This window comes from Streptomyces tyrfis (assembly GCF_037034285.1).
Classification (GTDB): domain Bacteria; phylum Actinomycetota; class Actinomycetes; order Streptomycetales; family Streptomycetaceae; genus Streptomyces.
The window spans coordinates 1-17,549 of sequence record NZ_JBAGJZ010000039.1 but is presented as its reverse complement, the minus strand read 5'-3'; the positions used below and the strand labels follow the sequence as shown (position 1 = coordinate 17,549).

Annotated in this window: 14 protein-coding genes; 10 read left to right on the top strand and 4 right to left on the bottom strand. The window is 73.8% G+C overall.

Annotation, left to right across the window (positions count from 1 at the left end):
- Positions 1 to 48 precede the first annotated feature (48 nt).
- A complete protein-coding gene (locus WA762_RS25910; RefSeq protein ID WP_335938853.1) occupies positions 49 to 903 on the top strand; it encodes a polysaccharide deacetylase family protein in 855 nt (284 codons plus the stop codon).
- Between the two features lie 228 nt (positions 904 to 1,131).
- Here WA762_RS25910 and WA762_RS25905 read toward each other — a convergent pair whose 3' ends face one another.
- On the bottom strand, positions 1,132 to 1,809 hold the full coding sequence (locus WA762_RS25905) for an AIM24 family protein (RefSeq protein ID WP_335938802.1): 678 nt from the start codon (positions 1,807 to 1,809) through the stop codon (positions 1,132 to 1,134).
- Between the two features lie 94 nt (positions 1,810 to 1,903).
- Between WA762_RS25905 and WA762_RS25900 the strand changes: the two genes are divergently transcribed.
- Positions 1,904 to 2,719, top strand: coding sequence for a peptidyl-tRNA hydrolase (locus WA762_RS25900; protein ID WP_335938801.1), 816 nt, complete (start codon positions 1,904 to 1,906; stop codon positions 2,717 to 2,719).
- Positions 2,720 to 2,941: 222 nt separating this feature from the next.
- Positions 2,942 to 4,330 carry an MbnB/TglH/ChrH family RiPP precursor modification enzyme gene (locus WA762_RS25895; RefSeq protein WP_335938800.1) on the top strand — a complete coding sequence of 463 codons (1,389 nt, stop codon included), beginning with the start codon at positions 2,942 to 2,944 and terminating at the stop codon, positions 4,328 to 4,330.
- A 385-nt stretch (positions 4,331 to 4,715) separates the two neighbouring features.
- Here the strand turns inward: WA762_RS25895 and hemQ are convergent, their stop codons facing one another.
- Both hemQ and hemG read right to left on the bottom strand, forming a co-directional pair.
- A complete protein-coding gene (gene hemQ / locus WA762_RS25890) occupies positions 4,716 to 5,429 on the bottom strand; it encodes a hydrogen peroxide-dependent heme synthase (RefSeq protein ID WP_335938799.1) in 714 nt (237 codons plus the stop codon).
- Between the two features lie 4 nt (positions 5,430 to 5,433).
- The gene (gene hemG / locus WA762_RS25885; RefSeq protein ID WP_335938798.1) at positions 5,434 to 6,939 is read right to left on the bottom strand and encodes a protoporphyrinogen oxidase; all 1,506 of its coding nucleotides are present in this window, start codon (positions 6,937 to 6,939) and stop codon (positions 5,434 to 5,436) included.
- Between the two features lie 138 nt (positions 6,940 to 7,077).
- Between hemG and WA762_RS25880 the strand changes: the two genes are divergently transcribed.
- On the top strand, positions 7,078 to 8,088 hold the full coding sequence (locus tag WA762_RS25880) for a DUF4349 domain-containing protein (RefSeq protein ID WP_335938796.1): 1,011 nt from the start codon (positions 7,078 to 7,080) through the stop codon (positions 8,086 to 8,088).
- 34 nt (positions 8,089 to 8,122) lie between these two features.
- Positions 8,123 to 9,508 carry an FAD-dependent oxidoreductase gene (locus tag WA762_RS25875; RefSeq protein ID WP_335938795.1) on the top strand — a complete coding sequence of 462 codons (1,386 nt, stop codon included), beginning with the start codon at positions 8,123 to 8,125 and terminating at the stop codon, positions 9,506 to 9,508.
- Between the two features lie 57 nt (positions 9,509 to 9,565).
- On the opposite strand, the gene hemE is transcribed toward WA762_RS25875, so the two are convergent.
- Positions 9,566 to 10,639, bottom strand: a complete 1,074-nt coding sequence (hemE, locus tag WA762_RS25870) for a uroporphyrinogen decarboxylase (RefSeq protein ID WP_335938794.1) — start codon at positions 10,637 to 10,639, stop codon at positions 9,566 to 9,568.
- 91 nt (positions 10,640 to 10,730) lie between these two features.
- Between hemE and WA762_RS25865 the strand changes: the two genes are divergently transcribed.
- The 5 genes from WA762_RS25865 to WA762_RS25845 all read left to right on the top strand — a co-directional run bounded on the left by WA762_RS25865 (position 10,731) and on the right by WA762_RS25845 (position 17,430).
- The gene (locus tag WA762_RS25865; RefSeq protein ID WP_335938793.1) at positions 10,731 to 11,390 is read left to right on the top strand and encodes a DUF3000 domain-containing protein; all 660 of its coding nucleotides are present in this window, start codon (positions 10,731 to 10,733) and stop codon (positions 11,388 to 11,390) included.
- 318 nt (positions 11,391 to 11,708) lie between these two features.
- Complete coding sequence (locus tag WA762_RS25860; RefSeq protein ID WP_335938792.1) at positions 11,709 to 12,371, top strand: helix-turn-helix transcriptional regulator; 663 nt, start codon at positions 11,709 to 11,711, stop codon at positions 12,369 to 12,371.
- Between the two features lie 118 nt (positions 12,372 to 12,489).
- Positions 12,490 to 13,755, top strand: coding sequence for a ribonuclease D (locus WA762_RS25855; protein WP_335938791.1), 1,266 nt, complete (start codon positions 12,490 to 12,492; stop codon positions 13,753 to 13,755).
- Positions 13,756 to 14,077: 322 nt separating this feature from the next.
- Entirely contained in the window at positions 14,078 to 15,304 is a 1,227-nt protein-coding gene (locus tag WA762_RS25850; RefSeq protein WP_335938790.1) for a thiolase family protein, read from the top strand.
- Entirely contained in the window at positions 15,301 to 17,430 is a 2,130-nt protein-coding gene (locus WA762_RS25845) for a 3-hydroxyacyl-CoA dehydrogenase NAD-binding domain-containing protein (RefSeq protein WP_335938789.1), read from the top strand. Before WA762_RS25850 ends, WA762_RS25845 begins: the two co-directional genes overlap by 4 nt.
- The last annotated feature ends 119 nt before the right edge of the window (positions 17,431 to 17,549 follow it).

Here is a 17,549-nt window from a genome sequence, read left to right as displayed (position 1 = left end):
CAGATCGTCGGATACCTTCCGCAAGTGATCGACTATGCACGAAAACTGATGGGCCCGATCGCTCTGGGGGCGGCCGGTGTCGTCCTCGGCATCGCTCTGACCGGCTGCGGCGGTTCCGGTTCGTCGCCCGCCGAACGTTCCCCGGCGGCGGCCGCCTCCGTTCCCGCGCACCCGCCGTCGGCTCCCGCCGCCGCGGTGTCGCCGCCGCCCACGCTGGCTCCGGGTCCCGGCGGGCTGACCCCGGTCTTCGCCCGCGGGGCTCGGAGCGGCGAGAAGGTGGTGGCGCTGACGTTCGACGCCGACATGACCGCCGCCGAGGGGCGGCGCGCGGCGGCGGGCGAGCGTTTCGACAACCCCGGGCTGATCGCGCTGCTGCGGCGGTCGAAGGTGCCCGCGACGGTGTTCATGACGGGACGCTGGGCCGAGGAGTACCCGGCGCAGGCCCGGTCCATCGGGAGTGATCCACTGTTCGAGGTCGCCAACCACTCCTACAGTCACTACGCCTTCGCGTCGCCCTGCTACGGGCTGCCCGCCCTGGCGCGGGGCGAGATGCGGGCGGACGTGGCACGGGCCTTCGCCGCGTTCCGGAAGGCCGGGGTGCGCCATGTGGTGCCGTACTTCCGTTTCCCCGGCGGCTGTTACGACGACGCCTCGCGGCGCGCGCTCGCCCCGGAGAAGGTGACGGCGGTCCAGTGGGACGTGGTCGGCGGGGACGCGTTCGCGTCGGACGCGGGCGCGGTCGCCCGGCAGGTGCTGGACGGGGTGAAGCCGGGCTCCCTCGTCGTCATGCACTGCACCCGCAGCGCGGCGCCGGTCACCGAGGAGGCGGTGCGCACGGTGGTTCCGAGGCTGCGCGAGCGCGGATACCGCTTCGTGAAGGTCTCCGACCTGATGCGCGGCTGAGCGGGGGCGGACGGGGCGCGGACGGGCTAGGTGTGTCTGACAAATCCCGCCTGGCGCGCGACGCCCGGCACGCGCCCCGCCCTGCGGGCGGACGGCGCTATTTGTCAGACACGGCCCAGCAGGGACGCAGGGGCGGAGGAGGGCGCGGGCGAGCCGGCCGCTCCCTGTCGGTCGTCGGCCGACGGCCCGCCCCGCCCGGGGCCCGTGGGGCGGCCGCGCCCGCTCCGGTCAGTTGGACGAAGCCCGTTCCTGCTTCAGCTCGCTGGGCCGGATGATCACGAAGCCCTCGCCGTCCAGCCGCAGCTGGACGGCCTCGCCGGACCCGCCGCGCACCATCGAACCGAAGCTCTGCGAGCGGTGCAGCGACGTGTTCAGGGCGGCGCTCCAGCCGACCACCGCGTCGGTGTCGACGAACACCGGCTGCTGGGGCGTGACGGGGATCACGATGGGGTGGCCGTGGCATATCAGGCCGAGCTTGCCGTATCCGGTGAAGGTGCTGTTGAAGAGGCCGCCGCCGACCATCCCGGCGCCCTTCACGGTCTTAATCTCATAGGCGAGCGTGGGATCGAAGCAGAGCACGTTGCGGCCGTTGACGGTGAGGACGTCGCCCTGGTCCATCTCGACGATGAAGCAGTTCTCCGCCTCATGGGCGAACCAGGCCTCGCCCTGGCCGCGCACCGTCATCAGCGGCAGCCCCTCGCCGGTGACGGCCCGCTTCAGCAGGCCGCCGATGCCCTGGCCCTTGCGTTCGAACTGCAGATCGCCGCGGAAGGCGATCATCGCTCCCTGACGGGCGTACATCTCGCCGTTGACGGCGTATTTGACGGACTTGGCGTTCTGCAGGGTCATGCCGGGGGCCGTGGCCTGCTGGGCCAGGTTCTCGCTGGAAAAGAGATCGCTCTTCATACGGTGCATCCTCGCCCGTAGGGGCTCTTTGCGCCAAGAAGAGTGTGCTTCACGCCAGGAAGAGTGCGTGCGGACGGCTGGCAGACTGGGGTGGGTGAGCAACGACAACACCTCTGCGTCCCCGGCCCCGGCCCCGGCTCCTGGACCGGGCCCCGAGCCGACCGTCCCGGTCCCGGCGTCCCGTCCCGCCCCGGCGGACAGCCCGTTCGAGAACGGGCGGACGAACCGTGACGAGGCGCCGCAGTACGTCCTGCCGCTGGTCGTGCGCATCGAGAAGGCGGCTCCCCCGGCCCGTGCCGACGCGCTGCGGACCGCCGCCCGGGCGGTGCTGACGATGCTCTCCGACGAGCGCTCGACCGGTGAGGGCGAGTGGGCGCGGGCGGTACGGGACTGGCAGGACGCCCGGATCCGCAAGGTGGTGCGGCGGGCCCGGGGCGCGGAGTGGCGCAGGGCGGCCGAGCTGCCCGGCGTCACGGTCACGGGCGAGAGCGCCGAGGTCCGGGTCTTCCCGCCGCTGCCCCTGGACGGCTGGCCGAAGGAGCTGGCGAAGCTCCAGGTGTCGGGAACGGACCTGGACGACCCCGGACCGCCGGCCGCGCCCGATCTCGCGGGACCCGTGCTGTGGCTCAACCCCGAGCTGGACATGTCGGCGGGGAAGGCGATGGCGCAGGCCGGCCACGGCGCGCAGCTCGCCTGGTGGGAGCTGCCGGAGGCGGAACGCCAGGCGTGGCGGGAGGCGGGCTTCCCGCTCTCCGTCGCCACGGCCGGCGCGGAACGCTGGCGGGAACTCGTGGCGAGCGGGCTCCCGGTGGTCCGCGACGCCGGATTCACCGAGATCGCCCCGGGTTCGTGCACGGTGGTCGCCGATCACCCGGCGCTGCGCCGCCGAGCGGAACCGATGCGCCGCTGAGCGAGGTCGGTACGCGGCTGAGCTGAACCGGAGCCGTTGCGCGACCGAACCAAGCCGGAACGCGGATGGACGGAGCCGACCGGAGCGGAGGCGATGGTCCCGCTTCCCGGGCCGGGAACCTCAGATCATCCTCTGAACGTCCCCGTCCTCGGATTCGTCACCGCCCGCAGGGGCCATCACCCCTGCACGGGGAGAACCCGAGGAGAAGAAGGAGGGGGCGGCATGAGGCTGGGGACGGGGATCGGCTGGCGGCCGGAGATCGCGGAGATCGTCGAGGCGCTGCCGGGGATCGACTGGGTGGAGACGGTCGCCGAGAACATCTGCGCCGATCATCTGCCCGATTCGCTGCTGCGGCTGAGGGAACGCGGGGTCACCGTCGTCCCGCACGGCGTCTCGCTGGGCCTGGGCGGGGCCGAGCGCCCCGACGCCGGCCGGCTCGCGGGTCTCGCGGCCCGTGCCGAACTCCTCGGCACGCCCCTGGTCACGGAGCACATCGCGTTCGTACGGGCCGGCGGGCCGCGCACCGCGTCGCCGGGCCTGGAGGCGGGCCATCTGCTTCCGGTGCCCCGGACCTGGGACGCGCTGGACGTGCTGTGCGAGAACGTGCGGATCGCGCAGGACTCGCTGCCGGTGCCGCTGGCGCTGGAGAACATCGCGGCGCTGCTGTCCTGGCCCGGCGAGGAGCTGACGGAGGGCCAGTTCCTGGCGGAGCTGGTGGAGCGCACCGGGGTCGGGCTGCTGATCGACGTCGCCAACCTGCACACCAATCACGTCAACCGCGGGGAGGACCCCGCCGCCGCGCTCGACGAACTGCCGGTGGAGGCCATCGCGTACGTGCATGTGGCGGGCGGGGTCGAGAAGGAGGGCGTCTGGCACGACACCCACGCCCACCCGGTCACCGCGCCGGTGCTCGACGTCCTCGCGGAGCTCCGTTCCCGGGTCGATCCGCCCGGCGTCCTGCTGGAACGCGACGACGACTTCCCGCCCGCCGGGGAACTGGCGGCCGAACTGGCCGCGATCCGCGCCACGCTGGCCCGCTCCGCGGCCGCCGGGGGCGGCGGGCGGCGCTCCGCCGGCGGAGCGCCGTTGCCGCGCCCGGTCCCGGACGCGGCCCTGGCCTCCGGCGCGGGCGCTGGGGCGCGTGCCGGGGAGGATGTCTTCCGCGCGGGCGTGCGCCGGGCGGGCGGCGCGAGATCGGCCACGGAGGAGGCGCGCGACGGTCTCGCGGCGGCGCAGACCGCGCTGCTCTCCGCGCTCGTCGCGGGCGCCCCCGCCCCGCCGGGTTTCGACGAGCGGCGGCTCGGGGTCCAGACCCGAGCGCTGGCCGTCAAACGGGCCGGGGTGGTCGCCAAGGTGGCGCCGGAGCTGCCGGAGATCCTGGGCGCCGACTACCGCCCGGCGTTCCTCGCGTACGCCGGGAGCCGCCCCATGTCCGGCGGGTACCGGCGGGACGCGCTGGACTTCGCCGAGGAGCTGCTGAGCACCGGCCGCCCCGCCGACGCCGCGGCACGACGCCGGCTCACCCACTGGTGGCGGGACCGGGCGGGCGCGCGTCCGCCGCGCCGCGCCACCCTGCTGCTGCGCGCCGCCCGCGCGGCCCTCCTCGGATGACCCCCGGCGGAGACGCGGCGGCCCTCGGCGGATGACCACCCGGCGGAGACCGGGCCCGAGGGAGGCGACGGAGCCCCGAGGGAGGGGACGGGACGAGGGGCAGGAGACACGGGGAGCGGTGAAGACGGCACTGGGCCCGGCCCCTCGCAGGGGCCGGGCTCAGTGTGCTCCCGTACGCGCCCGCGCGCCCGCGCCCGAAGGGGCGAGGGGGGCGGGGGCCGACGGGACAGGGCGATTCACTCGCCCCGCGGGTCCCGGGGGCGCCGCGGGACGGACCCGCGGCGGTCCCGGAGCCGAACCCGGTGTCGCTGGAACGACGGGCAGCGCGTGACGCGCCGGCGCCCGCCGTCTGATCTTCCGGGCTGGGGTGGTCGGGGCCCGCTCGCTACGCGAGCCCGGCCACCAGGTCTGCGACCGACTTCCGGCGCCCGGTGAAGAACGGGATCTCCTCGCGGACGTGCATCCGCGCCTCGGAGCCCCGCAGGTGGCGCATGAGGTCGACGATGCGGTGCAGTTCGTCGGCCTCGAAGGCGAGGACCCACTCGTAGTCGCCCAGCGAGAAGGAGGCGACGGTGTTGGCCCGGACGTCCGGGTAGCCGCGGGCCATCCTGCCGTGGTCCGCGAGCATCCGGCGGCGGTCCTCGTCCGGCAGCAGATACCAGTCGTAGGAGCGCACGAAGGGATAGACGCTGACGTAGTCGCGCGGCGTCTCGTCGGCCAGGAACGCCGGGATGTGCGACTTGTTGAACTCGGCGGGGCGGTGCAGCGCCATGTTCGACCAGACCGGCTCCAGCGCCCGGCCCAGCTTGGTGCGCCGGAAGAGGTTGTACGCCTCCTGGAGCTCGTCCGAGGTCTCGGCGTGCCACCAGATCATGAGATCGGCGTCGGCCCGCAGACCGGACAGGTCGTAGGTGCCGCGGATGGTGATGTCCTTGGCCGCGAGCTGGTCGAACAGCTCCTGGACCTCGTCGGCGTAACCGGCACGGTCCTCGGGCAGGACGTCGCGCAGCTTGAAGACGGACCACAGCGTGTAGCGGATGACCTCGTTGAGGTCCTTGGCCTTCTTGCCGGCGTTGGGAATCTTCTCGGGCGCACTCATACGGCTATTGTCCCGCGTCGTTTCCCGTGCCCTGAACCAGGGTGGGCGTGGCGATGATCTCTTCCTCCGCCCCGCGCCCGAACCCGCCCGCGACCTCGCGCGCCAGCTCGTCCGCGGCGCGGTGGGCGCTCGCGACGCACGCCGGGATGCCGACCCCGTCGTAGACCGCTCCGCACACCCGCAGCGCCGGCAGCGCGGCGATCTCCTCGCGGATCCGGGCGACCCGGGCGAGGTGGCCCACCGGGTACTGGGGCAGTCCGCCGATCCACCGGGTGACGACGGTGTCCACCGGCTTCGCGGCCAGGCCCGTCGCCGCGGCGAGATCGCGCAGCGACACGTCGACCAGCTCGCCGTCCTCGCGGTGCAGATGGTCCTCCTCGCCGTACCGGCCGACGGAGGTGCGCAGCACGAAGAGGTCGGGGGCGGCGTCGTCGACCCACTTCCACTTGCGGGTGGAGAAGGTGGACGCCTTGATGGTGCGGCCGTCCACCGGCGGGACGAGGAAGCCGGAGCGTCCGTCGAGGGCGTCGGCGCCGGCCACGTCGGAGCGGCGGAACGCCAGGGTGACGAGCGCCATGGAGGCGTACTCGACCCCGGCGAGCTCGGCGGAGGCCTTCGGCGACTCGGCGGCGAGCAGGGTGGAAGCGGCCCAGGCGGGGGCGGCCAGCACCACGCCGTCGGCGGCGATCACCCGGGCCTCGGTGCGGACGTCCCAGCCGGTGGCGGTACGGGTCAGGCCGAGGACGGGGGTGCCGGTCAGGATGTCCCCGCCGGCCGCGCGCACCGCGGCGGCGACCGCCTCCGGCAGCGTGCCGATGCCGCCCTCGATGCCCTGGAAGACCGGGCCGGTGCGCGGCCGGGCCGCCGCCCGTTCCTGGATGCGCCGGACGCCGTCGAGCAGCGAACCGCCCTCCCGGACCACCTCGAACAGCTGCGGCACGGCGGCCCGCATCGAGATCCGGTAGGCGTCGCCCGCGTACACCCCGCCCAGCAGCGGTTCCACCAGCCGGTCGACGACCTCGCGGCCGAGCCGGTCGGCGACGTACGCGCCGACCGCGACGTCGTCGCCGACGGCGGTCGGGGTGAGGTCGCGTTCCTGCGCGATGCGGGCGAGGCCCTCCGGGGAGATGACGTCACCGAGGGCCGCCGGGTCGCCCGGCACGCCCATCACATGCCCCTTGGGCATGGGCCGCAGGGCGTCGCGCGTCCACACCGACGCGGCCGTGGTGGCGGGCGGCTGGAGGCGGTCGCCGAGCCCGACGGCGCGGGCCAGGTCCACCGCCTCCGGGCGGGTGGCGAGCATCGACTCGGCGCCCAGGTCGACCCGGGCGCCCGCGATCCCGCCGGTCATGAGCTTGCCGCCGAGCCGGTCGGCGGCCTCCAGCAGGGTCACCCGCAGCCCTGCCCCGAGAAGCCGGTGGGCGGCGGCGAGACCGGCGATGCCGCCGCCTATGACGACGACGTGCCCCGTACCCGTACCTGTGTGCGCGCGGTTGAGTGAACGCTCCATGCCCCCACTCTCTCAGACCCTGTTCGAGGCTCGAACGTGACCGCTTCGAAACCGGGAACCGGCAACCCGCGGGCGGGCCCGCACGTCGAACCTGCGACGTCGACGGGGCGTCGACGACCCGTTCCGGGGGGAGCAGTCATGCAGACAGCCCGACCGCAGCACCGCTCGACCGCGAGACGCGCCCGGCGCCGTCCGGCCTCGCGCCCGCGCCGTTCACGCACCGCCCTGGCCGCCGGGCTCCTGGCCGGTCTCCTCGCGCTGAGCGGCTGCGGTGCCGGCAGCGGTACGAGCGAGAAGCGCGCCGCCGACAGCGGAAACGCCGCCGCCGCGGGCCAACGGGGCGCCGCGGACGCCCCGGAGGGCCGGGCGGCGGACGGCTCGGGCGGTTCCCCGGCGGACCGCGAGAAGCCGGCCGGCCTGCCCGCGGGCGCCCATGTCATCCGTACCGCCACGCTCTCCGTCGAGGTGAGGGACGTGCCGAAGGCGGCCGCCGCGGCCCGCGCGGCGGCGAAGGCGGCGGGCGGCCTGGTGGCCGACGAGCAGACCGAGCGGGCCGACCGGACGCACGAGACCTCGCACATCGTGCTGCGCGTCCCGCAGGACGCCTACGAGACGGTCCTGAAGGACCTCGCGGGCACCGGGCGGCTGCTGTCGCGCACCTCCTCCGCGAAGGACGTCACCGACCAGGTGGTCGACGTGGAGAGCCGGATCGCCTCCCAGCGGGCGAGCGTGGCACGGGTGCGCAAGCTGATGGACCGGGCCGACGCGCTCGCCGACGTGGTCACGCTGGAGGGCGAGCTGAGCAGCCGTCAGGCGGCGTTGGAGTCGCTGCTGGCCCAACAGGCGTCGCTGAGGGACCGCACCTCGCTGGCGACGGTCACGCTGAACCTGTCCGAACCGGCGGGGGCGCCGGAGGCGAAGGGCGGGGACGACGGCCCCGGGTTCCTGGACGCGCTGCGCGGCGGCTGGCGGGCGTTCGTCTCGGTGCTGCGCTGGGGCGCCGTGGTGCTGGGCGCCACGGCGCCGTTCCTCGCCTCGGCGGCCGTGCTCGCGGTGCTGGCGCGGCTGGTCCGCGACCGGCTGCGCCGACGGCGGGCGACGAGGACACCGGCGCCGTCGCGTCCCGCGCCGAGGCCCCCGGCGTCGTAGCGTGGTCCCCGGAACGGCGTCGAAGGGACCGGGAATGACGGAGCGACTGGTGGTCATCGGCGGCGACGCGGCGGGCATGTCCGCCGCGTCCCAGGCCCGCCGGCTCAAGGGCCCCGGCGAACTGGACATCGTCGCCTTCGAGCGGGGCCACTTCTCCTCGTACTCCGCCTGCGGCATCCCGTACTGGGTCGGCGGCGACGTGACGGAACGGGACGACCTCATCGCCCGTACCCCGAAGGAGCACCGGGCCCGCGACATCGATCTGCGGATGCGCACCGAGATCACGGAGATCGACGTCGCCGGGCAGCGGGTGCGGGCGCTGGATCTGGAGACCTCCGAGACGTACTGGACGGGTTTCGACAAGCTGGTCATCGCGACGGGCGCCCGGCCGGTGCGCCCGGCGCTGCCCGGCATCGACGCGCCCGGGGTGCACGGGGTGCAGACGCTGGACGACGGGCAGGCGCTGCTGGAGTCGCTGGACCGGGTGCCGGCGGGCCGCCGACGGGCAGTCGTCGTCGGCGCGGGCTACATCGGCGTCGAGATGGCGGAGGCGATGCTGAAGCACGGCTTCGAGGTGACCGTGCTCAACCGCGGCGAGCAGCCGATGGCGACGCTCGATCCCGACATGGGGCGGCTGGTCCACGAGGCCATGGACGGCCTGGGCATCACCACGGTCAACGGGGCCGAGGTGACGGCCGTGCGCACCGGGCCGGACGGCCGGGCCGACGCGGTCGTCGCGGGCGGCGCGCTCCATCCGGCGGACGTGGTGGTGCTCGGCATCGGAGTGGCGCCCGAGACGACGCTGGCGCGGGCGGTGGGTCTGCCGCTGGGCCCGCACGGCGGTCTGCTGACCGATCTGTCGATGCGGGTCGTCGGGCACGAGAACATCTGGGCGGGCGGCGACTGCGTCGAGGTGCTCGACCTGGTGGCGGGCCGCACCCGGCACATCGCGCTGGGCACCCACGCCAACAAGCACGGCCAGGTCATCGGGTCCAACGTCGCGGGCGGCTACGGGACGTTCCCCGGGGTGGTGGGCACGGCGGTGAGCAAGGTGTGCGACCTGGAGATCGCCCGCACCGGGCTGCGGGAGAAGGACGCCCGCGCGGTGGGGCTGCGCTATGTCACGGCGACGATCGAGTCGACGGGGCGGGCGGGCTACTACCCGGGGGCGCGGCCCATGACGGTGAAGATGCTCGCGGAGTACCGCACCGGGCGGCTGCTCGGCGTGCAGATCGTGGGCCGGGAGGGGGCGGCCAAGCGGGTCGACGTGGCGGCCGTGGCGCTCACCGCGGGGATGACGGTGGACCGGATGACCGCCCTGGACCTCGGCTACGCCCCGCCGTTCTCACCGGTCTGGGACCCGGTGCTGGTGGCCGCCCGCAAGACGGTGACGGCCCTACGGCGGGCGGGCACCGCCTGAGCGGGCGCCCGGGGGCCGGTTCGTACCGTCCCCCGGGCGCCCGCCGGGACGTCTCCCTCAGCGCGCAGTCCGCTCGTGCACGTACGCCACGAGCCGGGTCAGGGCGTCCGGGTCCATCGACGGCATCACGCCGTGCCCCAGGTTGAAGACGTGGCCCTCCAGTCCGGCGGCGGCGTCCAGCACCTCCTGGGCCTTCTCCTCCACCGTCGCGGTCGGCGCGAACAGCACCGCGGGGTCGAGGTTGCCCTGCAGCGCCTTGCCGGGGCCGACGCGGCGCGCGGCCTCGTCGAGCGGGACGCGCCAGTCGACTCCGACGACGTCCGCGCCGGCCTCGCCCATCAGGCCGAGGAGCTCGCCCGTGCCGACGCCGAAGTGGATGCGCGGGACCTGGTACGGGGCGACGGCCTCGAAGACCTTCGCGGAGGCGGGGAGCACCGAGCGCCGGTAGTCGGCCGGGGACAGCGCGCCGACCCAGGAGTCGAAGAGCTGGACGGCGGAGGCGCCGGCCTCGATCTGCACCTTGAGGAAGGCGCCGGTGATGTCGGCCAGCCGGTCGACCAGATCCGCCCACAGCTCCGGCTCGCCGTACATCATGGCCTTGGTGTGCTCGTGGTTGCGGGACGGGCCGCCCTCCACGAGGTAGCTGGCGAGCGTGAACGGCGCCCCGGCGAAGCCGATCAGGGGGGTCGCGCCCAGCTCGGCGGTGAGCAGGCCGACCGCCTCGGTGATGTAGGGGACGTCGTCGGGGGTGAGGTCGCGCAGCCGGGCCAGGTCGGCGCGGGTGCGGAACGGCTCGGCGACGACCGGGCCGACGCCGGGCTTGATGTCGAGGTCGATCCCGATGGCCTTGAGCGGCACGACGATGTCGCTGAAGTAGATCGCGGCATCCACCTCGTGCCGGCGGACCGGCTGCATGGTGATCTCGGCGACGAGCTCCGGCATCATGCAGGAGTCGAGCATCGGGATGCCCTCGCGCGCCTTCAGGTACTCCGGCAGCGAACGTCCCGCCTGACGCATGAACCACACCGGGGTGTGCGGCACCGGCTCGCGGCGGCACGCCCTGAGGAACGCCGAGTCATGGGCGGGGGAGGTCTTCGGCTGCTGGCCCGTGGGGCGATCGTTGGCACTCACATCCGGAATCTTCGCATGGAGCCGCAAGCCGCCGGGCCCGCCCGGGTGTCTCTCCCTGCGCGCGGCTCCGGTTCCGCCTACTCTTCCCCGCATGGCTCCGGCTCAGGAACAGTTCTCCGACCGACCCGATGGCGCTGACGGCAAGGACAGCGCGGAGGGCGGTTCCGTGCCGCCCGCGTTCCGGTCGGCGGTGGACGCGTTGCAAGCGGCGCGGCTGCGACCCGAACTGGAGGTCGAGGCGACACGGCCGCCGCAGCGGCTCGCGCCGCACGCGTACGCCCTGGAGGCGGCGGTCGTCCAGGACGAGGAGGATCTCGCCGACGGCCGGCTCGTGCTGCTCCACGACCCGGCCGGGCACGAGTCCTGGCACGGAGCCTTCCGTCTGGTGACGCTGGTGCGCGCGGAGCTGGAACCGGAGATGGCGTCCGATCCGCTGCTGCCGGAGGTGTGCTGGTCGTGGCTGACCGGGGCGCTGGAGGCGCGCGGGCTGTCGTACGGGGAGGCGGGCGGCACGGTGACCCTGGCGGGGTCGCACTACTTCGGGACGCTGGGCGCGCGGCGGCCGGCGACCCAGATCGAGATCCGGGCCTCCTGGACGCCGCGCGAGGGCCGGGGCGGGGCCCCGGACACCGCGGCGCACCTGATGGCGTGGGGGGATCTGCTGTGCCAGATCGCCGGGCTGCCGCCCTCCGGGCCGTCCGACGCGGCGGTGGTCACGCTTCCGCAGCGGCGCGGCCCGCACGTCCCCTGACACGCCTCCCCTGACACGCCTCCCCCGCCCCGCTCTCCCCGTCCCACGGACGCGTCCCACCGGGTGCCCGGCCCCATGGCGGGACCGCCGGAGCCTTGGCCTGCCCATAACATTGAGTGACAGACAAAGCGGAATTACTGGCATTTTTTTCGTACAATCGATCGCGCGTCCGATTTGCCCGAATTATTACTCAGCAAATCGCGATCTTCCTCTAAAGGAGGACGGGTCTGCTGCCGAAGAGGTCAATGACCCTTCAAGCACGGTTCGCCCCGGCTTCATCCCCGAGCCGGCCCGTCCCGCCACTTCCCAGGAGGCCTGGTGTCCGTTCTCCTAGAGCAGCCCGCAAGCCTGGTCGCCTACCGCCCGAACAAGCCGACGGCCATGGTCGTCGTGGCCGACCCGCGCGTCCGTTCCACCGTCACCCGCCATCTGTGGGCACTCGGAGTACGTGACGTCATCGAGGCGTCGTCCATCGCGGAGGCCCGTCCCCGCGTCGGCAACCCGCGCGACATCTGCGTAGCCGACGTCCACCTGCCCGACGGTTCCGGGCTGACCCTGCTGTCCGAGACCCGGGCCGCCGGCTGGCCGAACGGCCTCGCCCTCTCCGCCGCCGACGACATCGGCGCGGTGCGCAACGCCCTCGCGGGCGGCGTGAAGGGCTACGTCGTCACCGGCACCCGGACCAACATCGGCCACCCCACCCGCCCCGGCGCCGCGCCCATCGGCGCCAACGCCGCCCGTATGCACCGCCGTCCCCCCGGCGCCCCGAGCCACCCGGGCGGCTACCGCGAGCTGTCCGGCCGCGAGGTCGAGGTCCTCCGGCTGGTCGCCGAGGGCCAGTCCAACAAGGCCATCGGCGTCTCCATGGGCCTGTCCGCCCTGACCGTCAAGAGCCACCTGGCCCGGATCGCCCGCAAGCTCGGCACCGGCGACCGCGCCGGAATGGTCGCCGTCGCCCTGCGGACGGGCATCATCCACTGACCGCCCGCGCCCCGGCGGCTCCGCGCGTCCGCCGGGCCCGGCTGGTTTGCATGCATCGGCGCCGGTCGACGGAACGTTCCGTCGACGGGCGCCGTACATACACGGATACCCTTGACACGTGACCGACGCCCAAGAGACCGCAGCAGACACATCACTGCGAACCACCGGGGGCGCTCCCCCGGACGACGTCGCCCCGGCGCCGATCCCCTTGCTCGAACCTCGCGAGGGCATTCCCCCGGTGGTGGCCTCCGACGACGCCCTCGCCCGGGTGGTGGCCGCGTTCGCCGCGGGTTCCGGCCCGGTGGCCGTGGACGCCGAGCGCGCCTCCGGCTACCGCTACGGCCAGCGCGCCTATCTGGTGCAGCTGCGCCGGGCCGGCGCGGGCAGCGCGCTGATCGACCCGGTGGGCTGCCCCGACCTGTCGGGCCTGGGAACCGCACTGGGCGGCAGCGAGTGGATCCTGCACGCCGCCACCCAGGACCTGCCCTGCCTGCGGGAGATAGGGATGACCCCCACCGGGCTGTTCGACACCGAGCTGGCCGGGCGGCTGGCCGGTTTCCCCCGGGTCGGCCTCGGCGCCATGGTCGAGAACGTGCTCGGCTTCTCCCTGGAGAAGGGTCATTCGGCCGTCGACTGGTCCACCCGCCCGCTCCCCGAGCCCTGGCTGCGCTACGCGGCGCTCGACGTGGAGCTGCTGATCGACCTCCGCGACGCGCTGGAGGAGGAGCTCGACCGGCAGGGCAAGCTGGAGTGGGCCAGGGAGGAGTTCGACGCGATCGCCTCGGCGCCGCCCGCTCCCCCGCGCAAGGACCCGTGGCGCCGCACCTCCGGCATGCACAAGATCCGCCGCCGCCGTCAGCTGGCGGTGGTCCGGGAGCTGTGGACCGCCCGCGACCAGGTGGCCCGGCGCCGGGACATCTCGCCCGGCAAGGTGCTGAGCGACGCCGCGATCATCGAGGCCGCGATGGCGCTGCCGCCGAACACGCACGCGCTGACCGCCCTGTCCGGCTTCGGCCACCGCATGGGGCGCCGCCAGCTGGAGCAGTGGCAGGCGGCCGTCGACCGCGCCAAGGCCCTGCCGGACTCCGAGCTGCCGCAGCCCGGCCAGGCCGTCGCCGGTCCGCCGCCGCCCCGCGCCTGGGCGGACAAGGACCCGGCCGCGGCGGCCCGGCTCTCCGCCGCCCGCACGGCGGTCTCGGAGCTCGCGGAACGGCTGCACCTGCCGCAGGAGAACCTGATCACGCCCGACACGGTGCGCCGGATCTGCTGGGAGCCGCCCCGGAACCCGTCGTCGGACACGGTCGAGGCCGCGCTCACCGGCTACGGCGCACGACGCTGGCAGATCGAACTGGTGACCCCGCTGCTGGTGCGCGCGCTCTCCTGAGAACCCGCCGACGGAGGGTCGTATTCACGCCAGGTTGCACGGGCGCCGAGCCCTCCCCCGATCGTGCCCCGGCGCCCCTGAGCCATGGTCCCGGCCCCGCCGGGCCATGGCTCTCCGCATGTCCCGGGGTTTCCCGGCGGGCGCCCCGCGGTTCCAGGGCCTCCCGGGTTCCCGGGCCGCGCCCCGGCCGCCCGCGTGTGACCTTCGCCGCTCCGGACACAGGGGGTGGGCAGTCTGGTTACCCGCAAGTAGCATGAGGGGACGGCGTGCCCTCGGGCATGCCGCGCAGCAGTGCCATCCCGCACCCTGGAGGAGAGCCACCGTGCCTCGTACCGTCAGGGACGTCGTCTTCGTCGACGGCGTCCGCACCCCGTTCGGCAAAGCGGGCCCCAAGGGCATCTACCACGAGACCCGCGCCGACGACCTCGTCGTGAAGGCCATCCGGGAGCTGCTGCGCCGCAACCCGGCCCTGGACCCCGCGAAGATCGACGAGGTCGCCATCGCCGCGACCACCCAGATCGGCGACCAGGGTCTGACGCTGGGCCGTACCGCCGGGATCCTGGCCGGTCTGCCGCAGTCCGTCCCCGGCTACTCCATCGACCGCATGTGCGCGGGCGCCCTCACCGCCGTCACCACGACGGCCGGTTCCATCGCCTTCGGCGCGTACGACGTGGTCGTGGCCGGCGGCGTCGAGCACATGGGCCGCCACCCGATGGGCGAGGGCGTCGACCCGAACCCGCGGTTCGTGTCGGAGAAGCTGGTCGACGAGTCCGCGCTGTTCATGGGCATGACCGCGGAGAACCTGCACGACCGCTTCCCGCAGATCACCAAGGCGCGCGCCGACGAGTACGCGGTCCGCTCGCAGGAGAAGGCCGCCAAGGCGTACGCGGACGGAAAGATCCAGCAGGACCTGGTGCCGATCTCGGTGCGCCGCACCGACCCGGAGGGCGGAGAGACGGGCTGGGGCCTGGTCACCGCCGACGAGCCGATGCGCCCGGGCACCACGCTGGAGAACCTGGCGAACCTCAAGACCCCGTTCCGGGTGCACGGCCGGGTCACCGCAGGAAACGCGGCCGGTCTGAACGACGGCGCCACCGCCGCCATCGTCGCGAGCGAGGACTTCGCCCGGGAGAACGGCCTGCCGGTCCGGATGCGCCTGGTCTCGTACGCCTTCGCGGGCGTCGAGCCGGAGGTCATGGGCTACGGCCCGATCCCGGCGACCGAGAAGGCCCTCGCCCAGGCCGGGCTGTCGATCGACGACATCGGTCTGTTCGAGATCAACGAGGCGTTCGCCGTGCAGGTGCTCGCCTTCCTGGAGCACTACGGCATCGCCGACGACGACGCGCGCGTCAACCAGTACGGCGGCGCCATCGCCTACGGCCACCCGCTGGCCTCCTCCGGCGTCCGGCTGATGACGCAGCTGGCCCGCCAGTTCGAGGAGCAGCCGGAGGTCCGCTACGGCCTCACCACCATGTGCGTCGGCTTCGGCATGGGCGCCACGGTCATCTGGGAGAACCCGCACCACGAGGACGCCGGAGGCAGCAAGTGAGCACCACCGCCGAGCTTTTGAAGGGTGCGGCCGGGCTGTTCCCGGACGAGGTCGTCACCCGGGCGCACGTACGCCACCTGGACCTCCCGGCCGGGGCGGGCCGCTTCGCGCTCATCACACTGGACAACGGCCTGGACCACACCAAGCCGACCACCTTCGGGCCGCAGTCGCTGGCGAACCTGAACGCCGCGATCGACCAGGTCGAGAAGGAGGCCGCCGAGGGCGGGATCGTCGGCGTCGGCATCACCGGCAAGCCGTTCATCTTCGCGGTCGGCGCCGACCTCAAGGGCGTCGAGCTGCTGAAGAACCGCTCCGACGCGCTGGCCATCGGCAAGGGCGGGCACGACGTCTTCCGCCGCCTGGCCTCTCTCGCGGTCCCGACGTTCGCGTACTACAACGGCGCGGCGATGGGCGGCGGCGTCGAGGTCGGTCTGCACTGCGCGTACCGCACCGTCTCCAAGGCGCTGCCCGCCTTCTCGCTGCCCGAGGTCTTCCTCGGGCTGGTTCCCGGCTGGGGCGGCTGCACCCTGCTGCCGAACCTGATCGGCGCCGACCGGGCGGTCTCGGTGATCATCGAGAACGCGCTGAACCAGAACCGCCAGCTCAAGGGCGAGCAGGTCTTCGAGCTCGGGATCGCCGACGCGCTCTTCGAGGGCGCGGACTTCCTGGAGCGGTCGCTGGTGTGGACCGCCGACGTGCTCAACGGCACAGTCACGGTGGAGCGACCCGAGATCGACCGCGGGGACGCCTGGGACCAGGCCGTCGCCCGGGGCCGGGCGATCGCCGACTCCAAGGTTCACGGGGCGGCCCCGGCCGCCTACCGCGCGCTGGACATCGTCGCGGCGGCCAAGGACGGCGACCTCGGGGCCGGTTTCGACGCCGAGGACCAGGCCCTCGCGGACCTGATCATGAGCGGCGAGCTGCGGGCCGGGCTCTACGCGTTCAACCTGGTCCAGAAGCGCGCCAAGCGCCCGGCGGGGGCCCCGGACAAGAGCCTGGCGCGTCCGGTGACCAAGGTCGGCGTCGTCGGCGCCGGTCTGATGGCCTCCCAGCTGGCCCTGCTGTTCCTGCGCCGCCTGGAGGTGCCGGTCGTGCTGACCGACATCGACCAGGAGCGGGTCGACCGGGGCGTGGGCTACGTCCACGCCGAGATCGACAAGCTGCTCGGCAAGGGCCGGATCAACCAGGACAAGGCCAACCGGCTCAAGGCCCTGGTCACGGGCGTGCTGGACAAGGCGGAGGGCTTCTCGGACGCCGACTTCGTCATCGAGGCCGTCTTCGAGGAGATGGGCGTCAAGCAGCAGGTGTTCGCGGAGGTCGAGGCGGTCGTCCCGGCGCACGCGATCCTCGCCACCAACACCTCCTCCCTCTCGGTCACCGAGATGGCGTCGAAGCTCGAACACCCGGAGCGGGTCGTCGGCTTCCACTTCTTCAACCCGGTCGCGGTGCTGCCGCTGCTGGAGATCGTCCGGGGCGAGCAGACCGACGACGCCTCCCTGGCCACGGCGTTCGGCGTGGCGAAGAAGCTGAAGAAGAGCGCGGTGCTGGTGAAGGACGCCCCGGCGTTCGTCGTCAACCGCATCCTGACCCGCTTCATGGGCGAGATCCAGAACGTCATCGACGAGGGCACCCCGGTCGGGACGGCGGAGAAGGCGGTCGAGCCGCTCGGCCTGCCGATGTCCCCGCTGGTGCTGCTGGAGCTGGTCGGCCCGGCGATCGGCCTGCACGTCTCCGAGACCCTGAACCGCGCCTTCCCGGACCGGTTCACCGTCTCCGAGAACCTCGCGGCGGTCGTGAGGGCGGGCAAGCGCGGCTTCTACGTGTACGACTCCGGGAAGCCGGAGCTGGACCCGGAGGTCGCGGCGCTCCTCGAGCAGGGCGACGTCGTCCTGACCGAGCAGCAGGTCCGCGACCGGGTCCTGGACGCGGTGGCGCAGGAGATCGGTCTGATGCTGGACGAGGGCGTCGTCGCCGAGGCCCAGGACATCGACCTCTGCCTGATCACCGGCGCCGGCTGGCCCTTCCACCTGGGCGGCATCACGCCGTACCTGGACCGCGAGGGCGTCTCGGAGCGGGTGAACGGCAAGCGGTTCCTGGCCCCGGGCACGGCGGACGTGCCGGCCTGACGCCACCGCCGCCGCCGGACGGAGGGCCGCCGCTCCACGGGCCGCCCTCCGTCCGGCGGCTCACGGGCGTTGCGGGGGCGTGTGCGGGGGGCCGGGGGCGGGGCCCGCCCCCCCCACCC